This is a genomic window from Streptomyces sp. NPDC086519 (assembly GCF_040686075.1).
GTDB lineage: Bacteria > Actinomycetota > Actinomycetes > Streptomycetales > Streptomycetaceae > Streptomyces > Streptomyces shenzhenensis.
This window is the reverse complement of the sequence record NZ_JBFBJL010000032.1, coordinates 87,250-107,614: the sequence shown is the minus strand read 5'-3', so window position 1 is coordinate 107,614 and position 20,365 is coordinate 87,250. Positions and strand designations below refer to the sequence as shown.

General features: G+C 70.5%; 18 protein-coding genes. 6 read left to right on the top strand and 12 right to left on the bottom strand.

The features are described from left to right. Nucleotides 1–125 precede the first annotated feature (125 nt). Nucleotides 126–2,858, bottom strand: a complete 2,733-nt coding sequence (gene ppc / locus AB0P24_RS28180; protein ID WP_365798714.1) for a phosphoenolpyruvate carboxylase — start codon at nt 2,856–2,858, stop codon at nt 126–128. Between the two features lie 307 nt (nt 2,859–3,165). Between ppc and AB0P24_RS28175 the strand changes: the two genes are divergently transcribed. Together AB0P24_RS28175 and AB0P24_RS28170 are read left to right on the top strand one after the other, a co-directional pair. After that, entirely contained in the window at nt 3,166–4,176 is a 1,011-nt protein-coding gene (locus AB0P24_RS28175) for a fatty acid desaturase (RefSeq protein ID WP_365798712.1), read from the top strand. After that, on the top strand, nt 4,173–4,847 hold the full coding sequence (locus AB0P24_RS28170; protein WP_365798710.1) for a TetR/AcrR family transcriptional regulator: 675 nt from the start codon (nt 4,173–4,175) through the stop codon (nt 4,845–4,847). Before AB0P24_RS28175 ends, AB0P24_RS28170 begins: the two co-directional genes overlap by 4 nt. Before the next feature lie 31 nt (nt 4,848–4,878). On the opposite strand, the gene AB0P24_RS28165 is transcribed toward AB0P24_RS28170, so the two are convergent. From AB0P24_RS28165 to AB0P24_RS28155, 3 genes are all read right to left on the bottom strand, one after another. After that, on the bottom strand, nt 4,879–5,052 hold the full coding sequence (locus AB0P24_RS28165; protein ID WP_365798708.1) for a CsbD family protein: 174 nt from the start codon (nt 5,050–5,052) through the stop codon (nt 4,879–4,881). Between the two features lie 78 nt (nt 5,053–5,130). Next, nucleotides 5,131–5,493, bottom strand: a complete 363-nt coding sequence (locus AB0P24_RS28160; protein ID WP_365798706.1) for a VOC family protein — start codon at nt 5,491–5,493, stop codon at nt 5,131–5,133. After that, on the bottom strand, nt 5,493–6,305 hold the full coding sequence (locus AB0P24_RS28155) for a trans-aconitate 2-methyltransferase (protein WP_365798704.1): 813 nt from the start codon (nt 6,303–6,305) through the stop codon (nt 5,493–5,495). Before AB0P24_RS28155 ends, AB0P24_RS28160 begins: the two co-directional genes overlap by 1 nt. 89 nt (nt 6,306–6,394) lie before the next feature. Between AB0P24_RS28155 and AB0P24_RS28150 the strand changes: the two genes are divergently transcribed. Further along, entirely contained in the window at nt 6,395–6,892 is a 498-nt protein-coding gene (locus AB0P24_RS28150) for a MarR family transcriptional regulator (RefSeq protein ID WP_365798702.1), read from the top strand. On the opposite strand, the gene AB0P24_RS28145 is transcribed toward AB0P24_RS28150, so the two are convergent. Then, the gene (locus AB0P24_RS28145) at nt 6,851–7,618 is read right to left on the bottom strand and encodes a response regulator transcription factor (protein ID WP_365798700.1); all 768 of its coding nucleotides are present in this window, start codon (nt 7,616–7,618) and stop codon (nt 6,851–6,853) included. The two genes, AB0P24_RS28150 and AB0P24_RS28145, sit on opposite strands and share 42 nt — an antisense overlap. A 259-nt stretch (nt 7,619–7,877) precedes the next feature. Between AB0P24_RS28145 and AB0P24_RS28140 the strand changes: the two genes are divergently transcribed. Continuing rightward, nucleotides 7,878–8,336, top strand: coding sequence for an N-acetyltransferase (locus tag AB0P24_RS28140; protein ID WP_365798698.1), 459 nt, complete (start codon nt 7,878–7,880; stop codon nt 8,334–8,336). A 3-nt stretch (nt 8,337–8,339) separates the two neighbouring features. Here AB0P24_RS28140 and galK read toward each other — a convergent pair whose 3' ends face one another. The 3 genes from galK to galT are packed head-to-tail and all read right to left on the bottom strand — an operon-like array spanning nt 8,340 to nt 11,523. Beyond that, nucleotides 8,340–9,497, bottom strand: coding sequence for a galactokinase (gene galK, locus AB0P24_RS28135; protein ID WP_365798696.1), 1,158 nt, complete (start codon nt 9,495–9,497; stop codon nt 8,340–8,342). Continuing rightward, entirely contained in the window at nt 9,497–10,465 is a 969-nt protein-coding gene (gene galE, locus AB0P24_RS28130) for a UDP-glucose 4-epimerase GalE (RefSeq protein WP_365798694.1), read from the bottom strand. The genes galK and galE overlap by 1 nt, the downstream gene beginning before the upstream one ends. Further along, nucleotides 10,465–11,523, bottom strand: coding sequence for a galactose-1-phosphate uridylyltransferase (gene galT, locus AB0P24_RS28125; RefSeq protein WP_365798692.1), 1,059 nt, complete (start codon nt 11,521–11,523; stop codon nt 10,465–10,467). The genes galE and galT overlap by 1 nt, the downstream gene beginning before the upstream one ends. A gap of 200 nt (nt 11,524–11,723) precedes the next feature. On the opposite strand from galT, the gene AB0P24_RS28120 reads away from it, so the two are divergent. Next, nucleotides 11,724–13,373, top strand: coding sequence for a sodium:solute symporter family protein (locus AB0P24_RS28120; protein ID WP_365798741.1), 1,650 nt, complete (start codon nt 11,724–11,726; stop codon nt 13,371–13,373). A gap of 27 nt (nt 13,374–13,400) precedes the next feature. Continuing rightward, entirely contained in the window at nt 13,401–13,727 is a 327-nt protein-coding gene (locus AB0P24_RS28115) for a hypothetical protein (protein ID WP_365798690.1), read from the top strand. A gap of 107 nt (nt 13,728–13,834) precedes the next feature. Here the strand turns inward: AB0P24_RS28115 and AB0P24_RS28110 are convergent, their stop codons facing one another. The 4 genes from AB0P24_RS28110 to AB0P24_RS28095 all read right to left on the bottom strand — a co-directional run bounded on the left by AB0P24_RS28110 (nt 13,835) and on the right by AB0P24_RS28095 (nt 20,316). Then, a complete protein-coding gene (locus AB0P24_RS28110; protein WP_365798688.1) occupies nt 13,835–14,527 on the bottom strand; it encodes a LuxR C-terminal-related transcriptional regulator in 693 nt (230 codons plus the stop codon). Between the two features lie 203 nt (nt 14,528–14,730). Then, a complete protein-coding gene (locus AB0P24_RS28105) occupies nt 14,731–16,419 on the bottom strand; it encodes a PQQ-binding-like beta-propeller repeat protein (protein ID WP_365798686.1) in 1,689 nt (562 codons plus the stop codon). Nucleotides 16,420–16,500: 81 nt separating this feature from the next. Continuing rightward, entirely contained in the window at nt 16,501–18,252 is a 1,752-nt protein-coding gene (locus AB0P24_RS28100) for a PQQ-binding-like beta-propeller repeat protein (RefSeq protein ID WP_365798684.1), read from the bottom strand. 255 nt (nt 18,253–18,507) lie between these two features. Further along, on the bottom strand, nt 18,508–20,316 hold the full coding sequence (locus AB0P24_RS28095; RefSeq protein WP_365798682.1) for an ABC-F family ATP-binding cassette domain-containing protein: 1,809 nt from the start codon (nt 20,314–20,316) through the stop codon (nt 18,508–18,510). Nucleotides 20,317–20,365 lie beyond the last annotated feature (49 nt).

Sequence of the window (20,365 nt, the reverse complement as noted above, 5' to 3'; positions counted from 1 at the left end):
TGTGTTGGGGGGCGCGGCGGGGTTCGGGGGGGGGGCGGGGGTGTTGTGTTTTTCTTTTGGGGCGTTGCTGGTGGGGGCCCCGGGGGGTTCTCCCCCCGGGCGCCCACCGCTGTGTCCGGTGGCGGTCAGCCGGTGTTGCGCAGGCCTGCCGCCACGCCGTTGACGGTGAGCAGCAGGGCGCGGGCGAGCAGCGGGTCGGCCTGCTCTCCGGCCGCCGCCGCGTCGCGCTGGCGCTTGAGCAGGGCGACCTGGAGGTAGGAGATCGGGTCCAGGTAGGCGTCGCGGATGGTGAAGGTCTGCTTGAGGACCGGGGTGGCGTCGAGGAGTTCGGCCTCTCCGGTGATCTTCAGGACTTCGGCGACGGTCAGTTCGTGTTCTTCACGGATGGTGTCGAACACGTGCTTGAGTTCGTCGGGGACGAGCGTGTCCACGTAGTGCTGGGCGATCCGCAGGTCGGTCTTGGCGAGGGTCATCTCGACGTTGGAGATGAAGTTGCGGAAGAAGTGCCACTGTTCGTGCATCTCGTCGAGGACGGTGTCCAGGCCCGCTTCGCGCAGCGCCTTCAGGCCGGAGCCGACGCCGAACCAGCCGGGGACGATCTGCCGGGACTGGGTCCAGCCGAACACCCACGGGATGGCGCGCAGGCCGTCGAGCGAGACGCCGGAGCCGGGGCGGCGGGAGGGCCGGGAGCCCAGGTGCAGGTCGGCGAGCTGGTCCACCGGCGTCGACGCGAGGAAGTACGTCGGCAGGTCCGGGTCTTCCACCAGGCGGCGGTAGGCGGCGTGGGCGGCGTCGGAGACGACGTCCATGGCGGCGTCCCAGCGGGCGAGCGCCTCCACGGACTGGCGGGGGGCGGTGTGCAGGGCGGAGGCCTGCAGGGTGGCCGCGACCGTGAGTTCCAGGTTCTCCCTGGCCAGGGACGGGATCAGGTACTTGTCGGAGATGACCTCGCCCTGTTCGGTGACCTTGATCTCGCCCTCCAGGGTGCCCCAGGGCTGGGCGAGGATGGCGTCGTGGGAGGGGCCGCCGCCGCGGCCGACGGTGCCGCCGCGGCCGTGGAAGAGGCGCAGGCGTACGCCGTAGCGGTGGGCGACGTCGCGCAGTCGGCGCTGGGCGCGGTGGATCTCCCACTGGGAGGTGGTGATGCCGCCGAACTTGGAGGAGTCGGAGTAGCCGAGCATGACTTCCTGGACGTCTCCGCGCAGTGCCACCAGCCGGCGGTACGAGGGGTCGGAGAGCATGTCCTCCAGGATGGTGTCGGCGGCCTTGAGCTCGTCGGTGGTCTCCAGGAGCGGCACGATGCCGATCTTCGCCCAGCCGGCGTGCAGGTCGACGAGGCCTGCCTCGCGGGCGAGGACGGCGGCGGCGAAGACGTCGTCGGCGCCCTGGCACATGGAGATGATGTAGGACTCGACGACCTCGGGGCCGAAGATCTCCAGGGCCTTCTTCACGGTCTCGAAGACGCCGAGGGTCTTGGCGCCGGCCGCGTCGACGGGCGCCGGGGTGGGGGCGAGCGGCCTTCTGGACCTGAGTTCCTTGGCGAGCAGCTTGGCGCGGTACTCGCGGGGCATGTCGGCGTAGCGCCAGGACTCCTCGCCGAGGCGGTCGAAGAGCTGGCCGAGGGCGTGGTGGTGGGCGTCGGCGTGTTCGCGGACGTCCATGGTGGCGAGCTGGAGGCCGAACGCGGCGAGGGTGCGGATCGTACGGGCCAGGCGGCCGTCGGCGAACAGGCCGCCGCGGTGTCCGCGCAGGGAGGCCTGGATCAGGCGCAGGTCGCTGAGGAGTTCGGCGGTGCCGAGGTAGTCGCGGCCGGGTTCGTGGGGGGTGCCGGTGGCCAGGCGCTGCTTGGTGTTGGTCAGCTTCTGCCGGATGCAGGTGGCCTTGAGGCGGTAGGGCTCCTCGGCGTTGAGGCGCTTGTAGCGGGGGCTGATTTCGGGCAGGCGTTCGAGATCGCTGCGGAGGGACTCCAGCAGTTCCTCTGTGGCGCCCGTGTAGCGGATGGAGTTGGAGAGGAAGCCGCGGAGCTCGTCGATCGTCTCCAGGGCGTCGTTGATGCCGTGCTCGTGCTGGAGGATGAGGACGTCCCAGGTGACCTGGGGGGTGACGTTGGGGTTGCCGTCGCGGTCGCCGCCGATCCAGGTGCCGAACGTGAGGGGCCGGGTGTCGTCGGGGAGCCTGACGCCGACCCGCTCCAGTTCCGCGGTCAGGTCCTCCAGGACGTCTCCGACGGCGTCGGCGTGCAGCTCGTCCAGGTAGTAGATGGCGTTGCGGGCCTCGTCGGCGGGCTCCGGGCGGACGACGCGCAGTTCGTCCGTCTGCCACACGAGGTCGATGTTCTCGGCGAGGCGGATGTCGGTGCGGCGGCGGTCGGACTCGATGACCGGTGTGTCCAGGAGCGCGGCGATGCGCCGGAGCTTGTTGAGGACGGAGCGGCGCGCGGCCTCGGTGGGGTGCGCCGTGAACACGGGACGGACGTTGAGGTTGTGCACGCTCTGGCGCAGGTGTTCGGGGTCGGCGTCCTTGAGCAGGTCGGCGGTGCGGGCGAGGGCGCCGCCCTCGGCGGCACGGCGGGCGCGCAGCTCGCGGCCGCGGTGCACCTGCTCGGTGACGTTGGCGAGGTGGAAGTAGGTGGAGAAGGCTCGGACCAGCTTGGCGGCGGTCTCCAGTTCGGTCCCGCGCAGCAGTTCGGCGGCGGCCTCGCCGTCCTCGCGGGTGAGGCGGCGGACTCTCTCGACGAGTTCCAGCAGCTCGGGGCCCTCCTGGCGGACGAGAGTCTCGCCGAGAAGGTCACCCAGCCGGCGGATGTCGGCGCGCAGCTCGCTGCCGGTCGTGGTGGTCTGGTCGTCGGCACTGCTCACAGGTGCGGCTCCTTGCAGTGTTGAAGCTCGTCTGGAGGGAACCCGTCAGGCGGCCGGGCGGCAGGCGGGACCTGTCCGCATACGGGCCGGACATCCGGGAAGGAAACACAGCGGACCGCGCTGTCCGACCGACTCCAAGGATAGGTGTCCATGAGGACGCGCAGGCTCTGGGGCTCTTGCTGCGAGACGCCTCGCTGCCATACTTACGTTGCCGTAGGTTACGGAACCGTAGGGAAGTACCTCTATCGTCCCGTTCGGTCGCCGCGGATCGGCACCTCTCAAACCCTCGACCCCACAGGGGACGCGCATGACCTCCTCTAGTTCCAATGTGATCGAAGACGCCCACAAGCCGGCTGGTTCGACTGGTCCGTCGGCCACTCTGGGCGGCGAGCAGAAGGGTTCGATCGAGCAGCTCACTCTGCTGCTGTTCATCGTCGTACCGTTCCTCGCGCTGCTGGCGGCGGTGCCGTTGGCGTGGGGCTGGGGCGTGAGCTGGCTCGACCTGGGCCTGCTGGTGTTCTTCTACTACCTGGGCTGTCACGGCGTGACCATCGGTTACCACCGTTATTTCACCCACGGCTCGTTCAAGGCGAAGCGGCCGCTCAGGATCGCGCTGGCGGTCGCGGGCTCGATGGCGGTGGAGGGCCCGCTGGTGCGCTGGGTGGCCGACCACCGCAAGCATCACAAGTTCTCCGACGCCGAGGGAGACCCGCACTCGCCGTGGCGGTACGGGGAGACCGTGCCGGCACTCATCAAGGGCCTGTGGTGGGCGCACATCGCCTGGATGTTCGACGAGGAGCAGACCTCGCAGGAGAAGTACGCGCCGGATCTGATCAAGGACCCGGCGATCCGGACGATCTCCCGGCAGTTCGTCTACTGGACCATCCTGTCGCTGGCGCTGCCGCCGCTGATCGGCGGTCTGGTGACGATGTCCTGGTGGGGTGCGTTCACCGCGTTCTTCTGGGGTTCACTCGTCCGGGTGGCGCTGCTTCACCATGTGACGTGGTCGATCAACTCGATCTGCCACGCGGTGGGCAAGCGGCCGTTCAAGTCGCGGGACCGCTCGGGCAACGTGTGGTGGCTGGCGGTGCTGTCCTGCGGCGAGTCCTGGCACAACCTGCACCACGCCGACCCGACCTCGGCGCGGCACGGTGTGGAGCGCGGTCAGCTGGACTCCTCGGCGCGGATCATCCGCTGGTGCGAGCAGCTGGGCTGGGCGTACGACGTGCGCTGGCCGTCACGCTCACGTATCGATTCGCGCCGTAACACCGGGGAAGGCGGCTCCCGGCAGGGGGCCGAGAGCGCGAAGGCGGCATGATTGACGCCGTGGCGACCGACTCCAGCACCCCCAGTCCCGACAAGCAGCGGCGGGCGCGTCGTACCCGCATGACCGGTGCGGAGCGCCGCCAGCAGTTGTTGGAGATCGGTCGCACCCTCTTCGCCGCGAAGGGTTTCGAGGGCACCTCGGTGGAGGAGATCGCGGCGAAGGCCGGGGTCTCCAAGCCGGTGGTGTACGAGCATTTCGGCGGCAAGGAGGGGCTGTACGCGGTGGTGGTGGACCGGGAGATGCGGCGCCTGCTGGACATGGTGACCGGCTCGCTGACCGCCGGTCACCCTCGCGAGCTGTGCGAGCAGGCCGCGTTCGCGCTGCTCGACTACATCGAGGAGTACACCGACGGCTTCCGGATCCTGGTCCGGGACTCCCCCATCCCGCAGTCCACGGGTACCTTCGCCTCGCTCATCTCGGACATCGCGACCCAGGTGGAGGACATCCTGGGCCGCGAGTTCAAGAGCCGTGGCTTCGACCCCAAGCTGGCCCCGCTGTACGCGCAGGCGCTGGTGGGCATGGTCGCGCTGACCGGCCAGTGGTGGCTGGACGTGCGCCGGCCGAAGAAGGCGGAGGTCGCCGCCCACCTGGTGAACCTGGCCTGGCACGGTCTGGACGGCCTGGAGCAGAGGCCGCGGCTGATAGGCCACCGCAAGGCCTGAGCCGTGCGCGCGCTCGGGGCGCTCGGGTCGCTCAGTGCTTGAAGATGTCCTTCATCTTCTCCTTGGCCTGGCGCGCGTCGCCCTTCGACTGCTCCAGGCGGCCTTCGGCCTCCAGCGGCACATCGTGCGTCGCGCGCCCGCCGATCTCCTTGGCCTTGCCCTTGATCTGTTCCTTCTTGCCTTTGGCCTTCTGATGTCCTGACACCGTCGGTCCCTCCTGACACGGATAGGTGCGTGGGGTCATTGCTCCGGGTAACCAGGAGCGCGCCGGGGCAAACGGTGCTCAGCGCACCGGCTCCAGGAACTCCAGCCGGTTGCCGACGGGGTCCTCGGAGTAGAAGCGGCGGTGGCCGGGGAGGTCGTCGTCCCAGGTGACGGGCGCGCCGTGGGCGGTCAGCCGGGCGGCGTAGGCGTCGATGCCCGTGACCCGCAGACCGGGGTGGGCCTTGCGAGCGGGTCGGAAGTCCTCCGTCACGCCCAGGTGGAGCCGGACGGTACCGGCCTCGAACCAGCAGCCGCCGCGCGCCGCGAGCACGGGCGGCTTGGGCACCTCCGTCATGCCGAGGGTGTCCCCGTAGTAGGCCCGCAGCGCGTCCTCCGAGCCGGGCGGGGCGGCGAGCTGGACGTGGTCGACGGCGGTGAGCATCAGCCCTCCCTGCGGGCGACGGCGAACAGGCGGCGAAAGGGCAGGAGCGTCCCGTAGGGGACGCTCGGGTAGGCCTGCCGCAGCAGGTCGCGGTAGTCGGCGACGAAGGCGTCCCGGGCCTGGGGGTCGTCGCCGAGGGCGGTGAGGGCGGGGCGCAGACCGGTGCCCTTGGCCCAGTCCAGGACGGGGTCCTCGCCGTTGAGGACGTGCAGGTAGGTGGTCTCCCAGACGTCGGTGGCGCAGCCGAGGCGGGCGAGCCGGTCGAGGTAGACGGCCGGCGGGTGGACGGAGTCCTCGTGGCGCAGCACGTCGGCGAGCCGGGCCTTCCAGCGGGGCGTGGCGGCGAGCTCGCGCATCAGGGCGTGCAGGGGTGCGTCGATGTTGTTCGGCACCTGGAAGGCGAAGCTGCCGCCGGGAGCGAGCGCGGCGAGCCAGTCGGCGAAGCGGTCGAGGTGGCCGGGGACCCACTGGAGCGCCGCGTTGGACACGATCAGGTCGTAGGGCCCTTCGGGCGTCCAGGTGCGCAGGTCGGCGTGGGTGAAGTCGAGGCGGCCGCCGCCGGGGGTGGGTCCGGCGTGGTCGGCCTCGGCCCTGTCGAGCATCGCGGCCGAGTTGTCGTAGCCGGTGATGTGCGCGGTGGGCCAGCGTTCGGCGAGGACGGCGGTGACGTTGCCGGGGCCGCAGCCGAGGTCGGCGATGGCCGGGGGGTCGCCGGGCAGGGCGGGGACGTGGGCGAGGAGGTCGGTGAAGGCGCGGGCGCGGTGGCCGGAGTGACGGAGGTACTGGGCGGGGTCCCAGGCAGGAGTCGTCATGTCCTCCACCTTCCCCGCCCGATTATCTCGATGTCAAGAGACTCGACATCAAGAGACTTCACGTCGACACAACCACTACACTGATCGCCATGGAGGACGAGGTCGATCGGCTGGTGGCTGCGTGGCGCCGGGAGCGCCCGGACCTCGACGTGGAACCGCTCGAGGTGCTCAGCCGGGTGAGCCGGCTGGCACGGCACCTGGACCGGGCACGTCGACTGGCCTTCGCCGAGCACAGCCTGGAGCCGTGGGAGTTCGACGTGCTCACCGCGCTCAGGCGCGCCGGCACGCCGTATCAGCTCTCCCCCGGGCAGCTGCTGACGCAGACCCTGGTCACTTCGGGGACGATGACCAACCGCATTGACCGGCTGACCAAGAAGGGCCTGGTGGAGCGGCTGCCGGACCCCAGCGACCGGCGGGGCGTGCTGGTCCGGCTGACCACCGAGGGCCAGGACCGCGCGGACCAGGCCCTGGCAGGTCTCCTCGCCCAGGAAAGGGCGATCCTCGGCGAACTCTCCCCCACCCAGCGAGCCGACCTCGCCGGACTGCTACGCCAGCTGACCGCCCCGTTCGACAACATCCCCGGTTAGGTCGACGGGCCCGACCCCGGCCCGGCGCGCCAGCGCGACCGCGGCCAGGGTGGAGTGGACGCCCAGCTTGCCCAGCACGTTCTGCATATGGGTGCGGACGGTGTGCGGGGACAGGAAGAGGCGCTCGGCGACGGCCTTGCGCCCCAGGCCCGCCACCATGCACCGAAGCACTTCCCGCTCCCTCGGGGTGAGGGACTCCACCAGGCGTTCGCTCTCGGTGCGGTGCTTGCGGGCCGCCGTCAGCTCCCGCAGCACGCCCGTGAGCAGGGCGGGCGGCAGATGCGTCTCGTCCCGCAGTACCCCCCGGATGACGTTCAGCAGCCGGGACAGCGAGCAGTCCTTGGCGACCCAGCCACAGGCGCCGGCCTGCAGGGCCAGGGCCGCACGCCGCGCGTCGTCCTTCTCGGCGAGGACGACCACCCGGACCGAGGGCTGGGCCGAGCGGACGCCGGCGACCAGCGATATGCCGTCGACCAGCCCCTCCTCGTTGGCCTCCCGCACCGGCACGGCCGCCCGGCCGCCGGGCAGTCGACCGCCCAGGTCGGCGTCGACGAGCAGCACGTCGTAGCGGCGGCCCTCGGCGGCCGCGCGCTCCAGGCAGCGCAGCGCGGCCGGACCGCTGCCGGCCGCGGAGACGTCGACGTCGGGCTCGGCCGCCAGCGCGGCGGCCAGCGACTCGGCGAAGATGCGATGGTCGTCGACGACCAGGACTCGGATACGAACCACGAAACCCCCTTCCCCGATGCTCTTCACGAGCAGGGGATACCCCAGGTCCGGAGAACGACGAACCATGCGGACACGACACCCGCGGGAGGACGGAACCGCACGGCCGCCGCCGTGCCTGAACTGCTACCCCGCCGCGGGCGTCGTATCCGACTTGTCTCGCCCCCTGATCAGCACCGGCCCCCACCGGTACTGCTCATCAGAGTACGGCCGGTCGTCGGGAGCGGAAGGCAATTTGCAGAACTGCCCGGCCGGCGCGTTTATGGTGTGCCGCATGTTTCGTATTGAGGCGGAAGTCGACAAGGAACGACGCGATCTGCTGCGCGCGCGGCTGCTGGCCACCAACACGGCGGCCTCTCCGGTCCTGGCCGCCCTGCGCGGCACCCCGGACGAACGCGAAGTGCCGCTGCACCTCTGGGCGATGGACGAGGGTTCGGGCGACCTGGCCGGCGGGCTGGTCGGGCACAGCTGGGCGTCCTGGCTGCACGTCACCTACCTCTGGGTGGACGCCCGCCACCGCGGCACCGGCCTCGGCGGCAGCCTGCTCGCCGAGGCCGAGCGGATCGCCCGCGAGGACCGCGCCTGCACCGCGGCCCGCCTGGAGACCTGGGACTTCCAGGCCCCGGGGTTCTACAAGAAGCAGGGCTACGACGTGGTGTGCGTGATCCCCGACTATCCGCCGGGGATCACGGAGTACACGCTGACGAAGCGGCTGGGCTGAGCCTCAGCTCTCCCGCCGGGCACCCGCGGACGGCACCGCCTCGAAGACCCGCGGGGCCTTGAAACCGGCCGCCGCGAACGCCTCCTCGACCGCCTTGGTGATCGTGTCGACGTCGGGTGCCTCGACAAGGACGATCGCCGAGCCGCCGAAGCCGCCGCCGGTCATCCGGGCCCCCAGCGCACCGGCCGCGTTCGCCGCCTCCACGACCAGGTCCAGCTCGGGGCAGGAGACCTGGAAGTCGTCGCGCAGCGAGGCGTGGCCCTCGGTGAGGACCGGGCCGATGGCGCGGGTGTCGCCCGCTTCGAGAAGGGCGACGACGCGCTCGACGCGGTGGTCCTCGGTGACGACGTGGCGGACCAGGCGCCGTACCTCCTCCTCGTCGCCGAGGCGGGCGAGCGAGGTGTCGAGGTCCTCGTAGGCGATGTCCCGCAGCGCGTCCACGCCCAGCAGGGCCGCGCCCTTCTCACAGCCCGCGCGGCGCTTGCCGTACTCGCCGCCGCTGTGGGCGTGCTTGACCCGGGTGTCGACGACCAGCAGGCGCATGCCCTCGGCCGCGAGGTCGAAGGGGATCTGCTTCTGCGAGAGGTCGCGGGTGTCCAGGAACAGGGCGTGGCCCCGCTCGCAGCACGCCGACGCCGTCTGGTCCATGATGCCGGTCGGCGCCCCGACGTAGACGTTCTCCGCGCGCTGGCACAGGCGGGCCAGCTGCCAGCGCTGAAGGCCCAGTCCGAAGAGGTCGTTGAGGGCGAGGGCGATCACCACCTCCAGGGCCGCGGAGGAGGACAGGCCGGCGCCGGTCGGGACGGTGGAGGCCAGGTGCACGTCGGCACCGGTGACCGGGTGGCCGGCCTCCCGCAGCGCCCAGACCACGCCCGCCGGGTACGCGGTCCACTCCTGGTCGGTGCCCGGTTCCAGGGCGTCGAGGGGGAGCTCGACGATCCCGCCCTCGACGTCGGAGGAGTGCAGCCGCAGGACGCCGTCGGTGCGGCGGGCGACGGCGGCCGTCGCCGCATGCGGCAGTGCGAACGGCATCACGAAGCCGTCGTTGTAGTCGGTGTGCTCGCCGATCAGGTTGACCCGGCCCGGCGCCGCCCAGACGCCGTCGGGAGCCGTGCCGTACAGCTCCTCGAAGGCGGCTTCGACCTGTGTTGCTGCCCCCACTACTGCTCCCTTGCCGTGCTGATGCGCTGCGCGAACTCCCAGGCGTCCGCGACGATCCCCGCGAGGTCCGCGCGGGTCGGGTTCCAGCCCAGCTTCTCGCGGGCGGTGGCCGCCGAGGCGACCAGGACGGCCGGGTCGCCGCCCCGGCGCGGGGCCACGACCTCGGGGATCGGGTGGCCCGTGACCTGCCGGACGGTCTCGATGACCTCGCGGACCGAGAAGCCCTCGCCGTTGCCGAGGTTGCAGATCAGGTGCTCGCCGGGCCGCGCGGCCGTCAGGGCCAGCAGGTGGGCGTCGGCCAGGTCGGCGACGTGGATGTAGTCGCGGATGCAGGTGCCGTCGGGCGTCGGGTAGTCGTCGCCGAAGACGGAGATGGCCTCGCGCCTGCCCTGGGCGACCTGGAGGACCAGCGGGATCAGGTGCGACTCGGGGTCGTGCCGCTCGCCCTGCGCGCCGTACGCCCCGGCCACGTTGAAGTAGCGCAGGGAGACCGCGCCCAGGCCGTGGGCGGCCGCCTCACCGGTGATCATGTGGTCGACGGCCAGCTTGGTGGCGCCGTAGGGGGAGGTGGGGGCGGTCGGGTCGGTCTCGGTGATCGGGGTGTGGACGGGCTCGCCGTAGGTGGCCGCCGTGGAGGAGAAGACGAGCTTGCGGACGCCGGCCTCGCGCATCGCGGCGAGCAGCGCCATGGTGCCGCCGACGTTGTTGTCCCAGTACTTCTCGGGCTTCACGACCGACTCGCCGACCTGGGAGAACGCGGCGAAGTGCAGCACCGCGTCGTAGGAGGGGTCCAGCCACTTGTCGGCGTCGCGGATGTCGCCCTCCACGAAGGCGGCGCCCGCGGGGACGCCCTCACGGAAGCCCGTGGACAGGTTGTCGAGGACGGTGACCTCGTGGCCCGCCTCCAGCAGATGCTGGGCGACCACGCTGCCGACGTAACCTGCCCCGCCCGTCACCAGGTACTTCATCAACTCGCTACCTCTCGCAGTCGCTCGGCCGCGCGCTCCGGCGGCACGTCGTTGATGAACACGCTCATGCCTGACTCGGAACCCGCGAGAAACTTCAGCTTGCCGGACGTTCGGCGGATGGTGAAAAGCTCCAGATGCAGCGCGAAGTCGTCGCGCGTGACACCGTCGAACTCCTCCAGCGTCCCGAACGGCGCCTGGTGCCAGGCGGCGATGTAGGGCGTGGGAGGCTCACCCTCACCGAAGATACGGTCGAAGCGCCTCAAGAGTTCCAGATAAACCTGGGGGAACTCTGAGCGTGCCGCCTCGTCGAGCCCGAGCAGGTCGGGGACGCGGCGCTTCGGGTACAGGTGGACCTCGTAGGGCCAGTGTGCCGCGTACGGCACGAACGCGACCCAGTGTTCACCCTCAAGGACGACCCGCTCGTCGGCGAGTTCACGCGCCAGGACGGCGTCGAAGAGGTTCTCCCCGCCGGTCGCTTCCTTGTGCGTCGCGAGCGAACGCAACATCAGGGCGGTGCGCGGGGTGGTGAAGGGGTAGGCGTAGATCTGGCCGTGCGGGTGACCGAGCGTCACGCCGATCTCCTCGCCGCGGTTCTCGAAGCAGAACACCTGCTCGACGGAGGGGAGATGCGAGAGCTCCGAGGTCCGGTCGGTCCACGCGTCGAGGACCAGGCGGGCCTGCTCCTCGGTGAGGCTCGCGAAGGACGCGTCGTGGTCCGAGGTGAAGCAGACCACCTCGCAGCGTCCGGAGTCGCCGGCCAGCGAGGGGAAACGATTCTCGAAGACCACGACGTCGTACGACGAGTCCGGGATCTCGCTCAGCCGGTCGCCCTCGGTCGGGCACAGCGGGCACTGGTCGGCCGGCGGGTGGTAGGTGCGGCCCTGCCGGTGCGAGGCGATCGCGACCTGGTCGCCGAGCAACGGATCACGGCGGATCTCGGAGGTGGTGTGCGTCCGCTCCAGCGGACGGCGGTCCACCGCGTCCCGCACGGTGTCGTCGCGCAGGTCGTAGTAGATGAGTTCGCGACCGTCGGCCAGCCGGGTCGAGGTCTTCTTCACTGCGGACTCCCATTGATCGAGCCGGCCAACCATCAAACAGAACCGAACACACCAAAACACAACTCACCACGCCAGTCAACATCGCAATCAATCAAGGTGAGACAACAAAAGTGTTGAATTACTGGGTGCAGAACCCCACGAATGCCCCCGAATCCCCCACATCCCTCGCGGCGAACCTCACCACGGACCTCGCCGCGGGGCTGCGGCTCCCGACCGACGGCCTGGACTACACGATCCTGGCGATCTACTTCGTCGTCGTGCTGGGCATCGGCTTCGCGGCCCGCCGGTCGGTGAAGACCAGCCTCGACTTCTTCCTCTCCGGGCGGTCGCTGCCCGCCTGGATCACCGGTCTCGCCTTCATCTCGGCGAACCTGGCCGCGACCGAGATCCTCGGCATGGCCGCCAACAGCGCGCAGTACGGCGCGTACACCGTGCACTGGTACTGGATCGGCGCCATCCCGGCCATGGTCTTCCTGGGCCTGGTGATGATGCCCTTCTACTACGGCAGCAAGGTCCGCTCGGTCCCCGAGATGCTGCTGCTCCGCTTCGACAGAGCCGCACACCTGCTCAGTTCGATCCTGTTCGCCTTCGCGGCCATTCTGATCGCCGGTGTGAACCTGTACGCCCTGGCGATCGTGGTGGAGGCGCTGCTGGGCTGGCCGCAGTGGGTGGCGATCGTCGTCGCCGGCGCGTTCGTGCTGGCGTACATCACCCTCGGCGGTCTCTCCTCGGCCATCTACAACGAGGTGCTGCAGTTCTTCGTGATCCTTGCCGCCCTGATCCCGCTCTCCGTGCTCGGCCTGAAGAAGGTCGGCGGCTGGGGCGGCCTGGTCGACAGGCTCACCGCCATCCACGGCCACAACTTCACCACCGCCTGGGGCGGCACCGGCATCGGCTCCGCCAACCCGCTCGGCGCGAACTGGCTGACCATCGTCCTCGGTCTCGGCTTCGTGCTCTCCTTCGGCTACTGGACGACCAACTTCGCCGAGGTGCAGCGCGCCCTGTCGGCGAAGAACCTCTCCGCCGCCCAGCGCACCCCGCTGATCGCCGCCTACCCGAAGGTCTTCATCGTCTTCCTGGTGATGATCCCGGGCCTGGTCGCCGCCGCGCTGGTGCCGGACATCGGCACGTCCGGCTCGGACCTCCAGTACAACGACGCGATCCCCTACCTGATGTCACAACTGCTGCCCAACGGTGTCCTCGGGATCGCCGTCACCGGGCTGCTGGCCGCGTTCATGGCCGGCATGGCCGCCAACGTGTCGTCCTTCAACACCGTGTTCACGAACGACATCTGGGCGAAGTACGTGGTCCGGGGCCGTGAGGACGGCTACTACGTGCGCTTCGGACGGCTCATCACCGCGATCGGCGTCTGCGCGTCCATCGGCACCGCGTTCCTGGCGTCGTCCTTCTCGAACATCATGAGCTACCTCCAGACGCTGTTCTCCTTCTTCAACGTGCCGATGTTCGTCGTCTTCGTCGTCGGCATGTTCTGGAAGCGCGCCTCGGCGAAATCCGGCTTCTGGGGGCTGCTCGCGGGCACCGTGACCGCGATGGTCAACTACTTCGTCCTCTACAAGCGGCACGTCATCTCCATCCCCTCCGACCAGGGCGCCAACTTCGTCTCCGCGATCGCCGGGTTCGTCGCCGGCGCGGTCGTGATGGTGATCGTGTCCCTGTTCACCGCGCCCAAGCCCGCGGAGGAGCTGGAGGGCCTGGTCTACGGCACCCGGTCCCCGGGGATGGCCGAGCCGCCCGCGCCCGGCGACGAGGCCTGGTACCGGCGGCCGGCGCTGCTGGGCTGGGGTGCGGTGGTCCTCGCGGCCCTCTGCTACATCCCCTTCTCGTTCTGATCGCCGTCGCTGGAGAATGGAGACACCATGACCGACGACTCCGGGCACTCCGGGTTCCACTACTCCGAGCGGGACGTCCAGCGGGAGGTCACCGACCTGGAGGGGCGCTCCGCGACCGCCGCGCGGATCTTCGACCTGCGGCGGATCATCGGCGGGCTGTTCATCCTGTACGGGATCATCGTCACGATCACCGGGATCACGGACACGCAGGCCGAGATCGACAAGGCACAGGGGATCAACATCAACCTGTGGACCGGGATCGGGATGCTGCTGCTGGGGGTGTTCTTTCTGGTGTGGCTGTGGCTGCGGCCCACTCCGCCACCGCTTCCTCCGGTGGAGGACGCCGATGACTGATGCCGGTTGTGCTCTGGCTGCGGGTGCGCGGGGGCTGTCGCGCCCGCGCGGCAAAGCCGCACATTGACACAGTCCCGCGCCCCCTGGGTGGGTGGGGCGGCCGTCGGCTAGAGGTCCGGCCCTGCTGAATTGCTCAGTGGGCCGGCCCTGTCCAGGAGCCCTGTCCTCGCCGCCAGCGCCGCCGCTTCCAGGCGCGACCCCACCCCCAGCTTCATCAGGACCCTCTGCACATGGGTGCGGGCCGTGCTCGGGGCGATGCCCATGCCGACGGCGATCAGGCGGGTGTCCTCCCCGTCGGCGACGCGGACCAGGACCTCCAGCTCCCTCGGGGTGAGCATCTGGAGCAGGCGCTGGCCCTCGTCGTCGGGCTGGGCGGCCGGGTTGAGGAGTTCGCCGAAGGCGCCCTGCAGCAGGGCGGGTGCCACGGCGGCCTCCCCGGCCCGTGCCTTCATGATCGCCCGCTCGACGCCCTCTATCCGCTCGTCGTGCCGTACGTACCCGGAGGCGCCCGCGGCGAAGGCCGCCGCGATGCCCCGCGGGGACGGCACCGGGCCCAGCACCAGCACGGCGACCTGCGGCCGCTCCTTCTTGATCCGTACCACCGGGTCGAAGATCCCCGGCTCGGCCGGGGCCGCCGTGCCGAGCAGGCACACCTCGGGTGCCCGTGCGATCACCAGCTCGGCCGCGCCCGCCGCCGGTGCCGCCGCGGCCAGCACCCGGTGGCCGCGCAGTTTCAGCGCCGAGGCCAGCGCCTCCGCGAGCAACCGGTGGTCGTCGACCACCATGAGCCGCACTCCCATAGAGCAACCCCCCAGTCCCCCCAATGGATGCCCCACTATGGATGCCCACTGGTCCGCATGGACAGAGGGCCCCCCGGCACCCCGTCCTTCATGCCCCCGGAAGCTACACGCTTGTTCGACGTTGCGCTGCCCCTACTGATGAGAAGTGCCCCGGATCGGAGGAATCTCTGGGTTTTCTCTTGTTCGAGGGTGAGCAGCGCGTATCAGCCACCGGCGCCGAAGGCGGTGACCAGGTACTCCTTCGCCGACGCGGACGAGCCGGGGGCATGGGCGTACACGGCGGACAGGTAGAGGCGCCCCTGGGAGTAGCGGACCTCCGCGTACTCCGGTGACATGCCGGTCTCGACCGCCTTGACCGCCGTGGTCGCCGGGTTCTCCAGCAGCTTGGTCTCCTTGAACGACCCGCCGTCGATACTGACGATCTGAGCGCCCTTGTCGTACGGCGCGTTCTTGTACGCGATCACATCGGGGCCGTCCATGCGCAGCGGCGTGATCGTGTAGTTGTTCCCGGCGTCGGCGCGCTGGCCGGTCTGCTCGCCGGTGGCCAGGTCGAAGGCGACGATCTCGTTGGTCCTCGTGCCGTCCCCGGCGCCGTCGTGCTCCTCGGTCGCCAGGTACATCCGGTCGCCTCCGACCACCACGCCCGTGCACTTCTCCAGTTCGTAGACGCCGTCGCAGCGGGCCGCGTAGGAGCTGCCCGGCGTGGAGATGCGGGTGCGCAGGGCGCCGGTCCTGTTGTCGATGGAGAAGACGTCCGAGAAGCCGCTGCCGTCGCCGGCGCTGTCATTGACGTCGGCGGCCACCACCAGCGGGTCGGTCGACACGACGCTCGCGTAGTCGATGCCCGAGGTCATCTTGTACTCGGAGAGCACCTTGCCGGAGACCGGGTCTAGGGTCTGGATGTGCAGCTGGCCGGTGTCGCCGCTGCCGCACCTGCGGACCGCGACCAGCTTGGCACCGCCGCCGTAGCCGGCGTCGTAGCAGCTGTCGTCCGGCTTCGGCTGCCAGCGGACGGTGCCGGAGGCGAGGTCGAAGGCGGCGCCACCACTGCTGCCGCCGACCGCGACCGTCTGCTGAGCGACCGTCACATTGTCGAAGTTGACCGGGACGTCACCGGACTTGATCGTCCTGGTCCACAGTTTCCTGCCGGCGTTCAGGTCGATCGCGGCGATCTGGGTGCAGCCGGCCGTGGTGCCCTTGGCGGGGGTCCTCGGCTGGAAGACGACCGCGGTCCGGCCGTCGGCGCTGACGTGCCCGGTGGCGCGGCAGACCGGGCCGGACAGCGGGATCGTCCACAGCTTGGCGCCCGAGTCGGGGGCGTAGCCGGTGATCTGGGCGATGCCGCTCTTCGCGTACACCTTGTCGGTGAGCCAGGAACCGGCGGTGACGGTGGTGTCCTTCGCCGTGGGCAGCGGGACCTGGAAGAGGACCTTGGAGGTGGTGTCCGCGGGCACCTTCTCGGTGCCCTTGCCGTTCTTGCCGCCGTTCGCCTCCTGACCGCCGGTGCTGCCGCCGCTGGAGTTCGCGGTGTCGTCCTTCTTGCCGCCGCCGCCATGGGACTTGGCGTACCAGATGCCGCCGCCGACGATCAGCGCGATGGCGACCACCGCGGCGACGACGATGAGCAGCGCGGCGTTGTTGCGGCCACCGGGGGCGGGGGCGGGGCCGCCTGGATAGCCGGGTTTGCCCGGCCGGCCAGGTTGGCCGCCCGGATAGCCGTAACCGGGCGGCTGGGCGTACGGGTTCGGGGCCGGGGGCTGCTGCGGGTAGCCGTAGCCGGACGGTTGGGCATACGGGTTCGGGGCCGGCGGCTGCTGCGGGTAGCCGTAGCCGGGCTGCTGGGCGTACGGGTTCGGGGGCTGGTCGGGCGGGGGCGGGGGCGGCTGGGTCATGGCGGGGACACCTCGAAGGACGGCGCGGGAGACGGCTGGGGACGGCGCGGGGCGGACGGCACGGGACGGGACGGGTCCCGCTCAGTTGCCGAAGGCCATCATCAGCTTCTCCTTCGCGTCGTCGCTGCCGGTCAGCCGCGTGGAGGAGAGGTAGAAGCGCCCGTCGGCCCAGTCGAGGGCGCCGTCGTAGAAGCCGTCCTCGATGCCGGCGGTGTGCTGCGGGTTCTGCAGCAGTCTGGTGGTGGGGTGGGTGGCGCCGGTGGTCGGGATCGACACGACCTGGCCGCCCGCGTCGTACGACGGCCGTACGTACGCGACGAGTCTGCCGCCCTCGACCTTGACCGGGTACATCGACTCGTCCGTCGGGGACTTCGTACGCCACTTCGCCGTGCCGTCGGTGAGACTGATCGCGACGATCTCGTTGCCGCCGCCGGTCACGTCGGTCGGCAGGTAGAGGGTGTCGGCGTCGACGGCCACGCCCTGGCAGCCCTGCAGGTCACGGTCGAGGCCCGCGAAGCCGCACTGGGGCGCGAACTTCTCGTTCACCTTCACCTCGGAGCGGAACGCGCCCTTGTCGTCCAGGACCGAGATGTTCCAGGCCTTCTTCTCCTCGTTGGTCATGTAGACCACGAGCGGGTCGACGGAATACGTCCGTTCGACCGTCCAGCCCTTCTTCACCGCCCTCGTCCACTGGACCCTGCCGGTGGCCGGGTCGAGCCGCGAGATCTCGTCGTGCTCGTTGCCGCCGCCGGCGCCGCAGGACGCCACCTCGACCAGTCGGCCGGTGCCGCCGGCGAACGCCGTCGGGAAGCAGGCCGCACCGTACTTCTTCTTGTCGTACAGCTTGGCGCCGCTGCCGAGGTCGTACGCCGTGCCCGACTCGGAACGGCCCACCATCAGCGTCTTTCCACTGATCGTCAGCTCGATGCTGAGCGCGCTGTCGAACAGGCCGCCGTCGGCGACGGTGGCGGTCCAGCCCTTCCTGCCGGTGTCCAGGTCTATCTCTTGCAGCTGGTTGCACTTGGCGCGGTCGCTGGTGCCGTTCATGTAGGCCACGACGACCTTGTCGTCCGCCGACTTCTGCGAGGTGACCGCGCAGATCTTCTGCGGGAACGTGATCGGGGCCCAGGCCGGGTCGCCGTTGCCCACCCGGTAGGCGAAGACCTGCTTGTACGCCGCCTTGACCGCCGTCTTCCCGGTGATCCACATGCCGGGTGCGTCGGCGCCGGAGGCGGGCGCGTCGGGTGCCGACTTGTACCAGAGCACCTTGGCCTCGCCGGACTTGCGGCCCGCGTTGAGGTTCTCCGGGTCCGCGCCGCCGTCGCCGCTGCCGTCGCCGGGGTTGACCGGCGTGCCCGAGGTCTTCGGGTCGGCGGACTGCCGGGCGACCGGCTTCTTGCCGCCGTCCCCGCCGCCGGTGACCGCGTACACCGTGCCGCCGACGACCAGCAGCCCCGCCACCGCCGCCGCGACGATCAGCGCGGGCTTCCCCTTGAACTGCCCGCCGCCGCCTCCGCCACCGGGGGGCGGGGTCATCCCCGGTCCGCCGGGGCCGCCGAAATACTGCGGCTGCTGCGGGGGGTGGCCGTAACCGGGCTGCGGGCCGTACGGGCCCGGTGTGCCGTAGGGGCCGGGGGCGGGCTGCTGCGGGTAGCCGTAACCGGCCTGCGGCGGGGGTGCGCCGAAACCTCCCTGCGCGGGCGGCTGTCGCGGGGCGCCGAAACCTCCCTGGGCGGGGGGCTGTTGCGGGGCGCCGAAGCCGCCGCTCGGTGGCGGCTGGTCCTGCGGTGCTCCGAAAGCGCCCTGCGGCGGCTGGCCGGGCGGCTGTGTCATCAGCGTTCTTCCCCCTCGTTCACTGATTTTGAGCCACGCCTGAGGCTGGTGACGGACCGTTGGTCGCGCTCAGGCAGTTCTCAGACTGACCTTTCTACCACCCGGCACCGACAGCCCACGGGCCCGCGTCTGCCGCTGTTCCCAAGGGAGAACCGGCCCGTGATGCCGCCGTTACGCGCCTTCACGCCCCTTTCACCGGGCCCCCGCAAGGGGGTTGTCACGGGGACCGGAGAGGGCTGATTCACGCCGGTGGGGTTACGCGTCCTCCGCCAACTCCAGCCAGCGCATCTCCAGCTCCTCCCGCTCGCCGGCCAAGTCGCGGAGCTGCGTGTCGAGTTCGGCGACCTTCGTGAAGTCCGTGGCGTTCGCGGCGATCTGGTCGTGCAGCTTGGTCTCCTTCTCGGAGACGCGGTCCAGCTGGCGCTCGATCTTCTGGAGTTCCTTCTTGGCGGCGCGCTGGTCGGCGGCGCTCCGCTCGGCCGTGGCGGCCTTGGGGGCCGCGGCGGTGGCGGTGGCGGCGGCCGCCTCCTCCATGCGCTGCCGCCGTTCCAGGTACTCGTCGATGCCGCGCGGCAGCATCCGCAGGGTGGCGTCGCCGAGGAGAGCGAAGACGCGGTCGGTGGTGCGCTCGACGAAGAACCGGTCGTGGGAGATGACGACCATCGAGCCGGGCCAGCCGTCGAGGACGTCCTCCAGCTGGGTGAGGGTCTCGATGTCGAGGTCGTTGGTGGGCTCGTCGAGGAAGAGCACGTTCGGCTCGTCCATGAGCAGGCGCAGCAGCTGGAGGCGGCGGCGCTCACCGCCGGACAGGTCGCCGACCGGTGTCCACTGCTTCTCCTTGTTGAAGCCGAACGTCTCGCACAGCTGTCCGGCGGTCATCTCGCGCCCCTTGCCGAGGTCGACGCGCTCGCGGACCTGCTGGACCGCCTCCAGGACCCGCGTGTTCGGGTTCAGCTCGGCGACCTCCTGGGAGAGGTAGGCGAGCTTGACGGTCCTGCCGACGGCGATCCGCCCGCCCGTCGGCTGCGTCTCGCCCTCGGTGCGCGCGGCCTCGGCCATGGCGCGCAGCAGGGAGGTCTTGCCGGCGCCGTTGACGCCGACCAGGCCGATGCGGTCGCCGGGCCCGAGCTGCCAGGTGACGTGCTTGAGCAGCACCTTGGGGCCGGCCTGGACGGTCACGTCCTCCAGGTCGAAGACGGTCTTGCCGAGCCGCGAGGACGCGAACTTCATCAGCTCGGAGGTGTCCCTTGGCGGCGGTACGTCCTTGATCAGCTCGTTGGCGGCCTCGACCCGGAAGCGCGGCTTGGAGGTGCGGGCGGGGGCGCCGCGGCGCAGCCAGGCGAGTTCCTTGCGGACCAGGTTCTGCCGCTTGGTCTCCTCGGTGGCCGCGATCCGCTCGCGCTCCGCGCGGGCGAAGACGTAGTCGGAGTAGCCGCCCTCGTACTCGTAGACGGCGCCGCGCTGCACGTCCCACATGCGGGTGCAGACCTGGTCGAGGAACCACCGGTCGTGGGTGACGCACACCAGCGCCGAGCGGCGCTCGCGCAGGTGCCTGGCCAGCCAGGCGATGCCCTCGACGTCGAGGTGGTTGGTGGGCTCGTCGAGGACCAGCAGGTCCTGCTCCTCGATGAGCAGCTTGGCGAGCGCGATGCGGCGGCGCTCACCGCCGGAGAGCGGTCCGATGACGGTGTCCAGGCCCTTGGGGAAGCCCGGCAGGTCGAGCCCGCCGAAGAGACCGGTCAGGACGTCCCTGACCTTGGCGTTGCCGGCCCACTCGTGGTCGGCCATGTCGCCGATGACCTCGTGCCGGACGGTGGCGGCCGGGTCGAGGGAGTCGTGCTGGGTGAGGACGCCGATGCGCAGTCCGCCGGAGTGCGTGACGCGGCCGGTGTCGGCCTCCTCCAGCTTGGCGAGCATCCGGATGAGGGTGGTCTTGCCGTCGCCGTTGCGGCCCACCACGCCGATGCGGTCGCCCTCCGACACGCCGAGCGAGACGCCGTCCAGCAGGGCACGGGTGCCGTAGACCTTGCTGACGTTCTCGACATTGACCAGGTTGACGGCCATTTCACTCCTGCGCACGGGGACGGTCAGCCTCCCAGCGTAATGCGCGCCG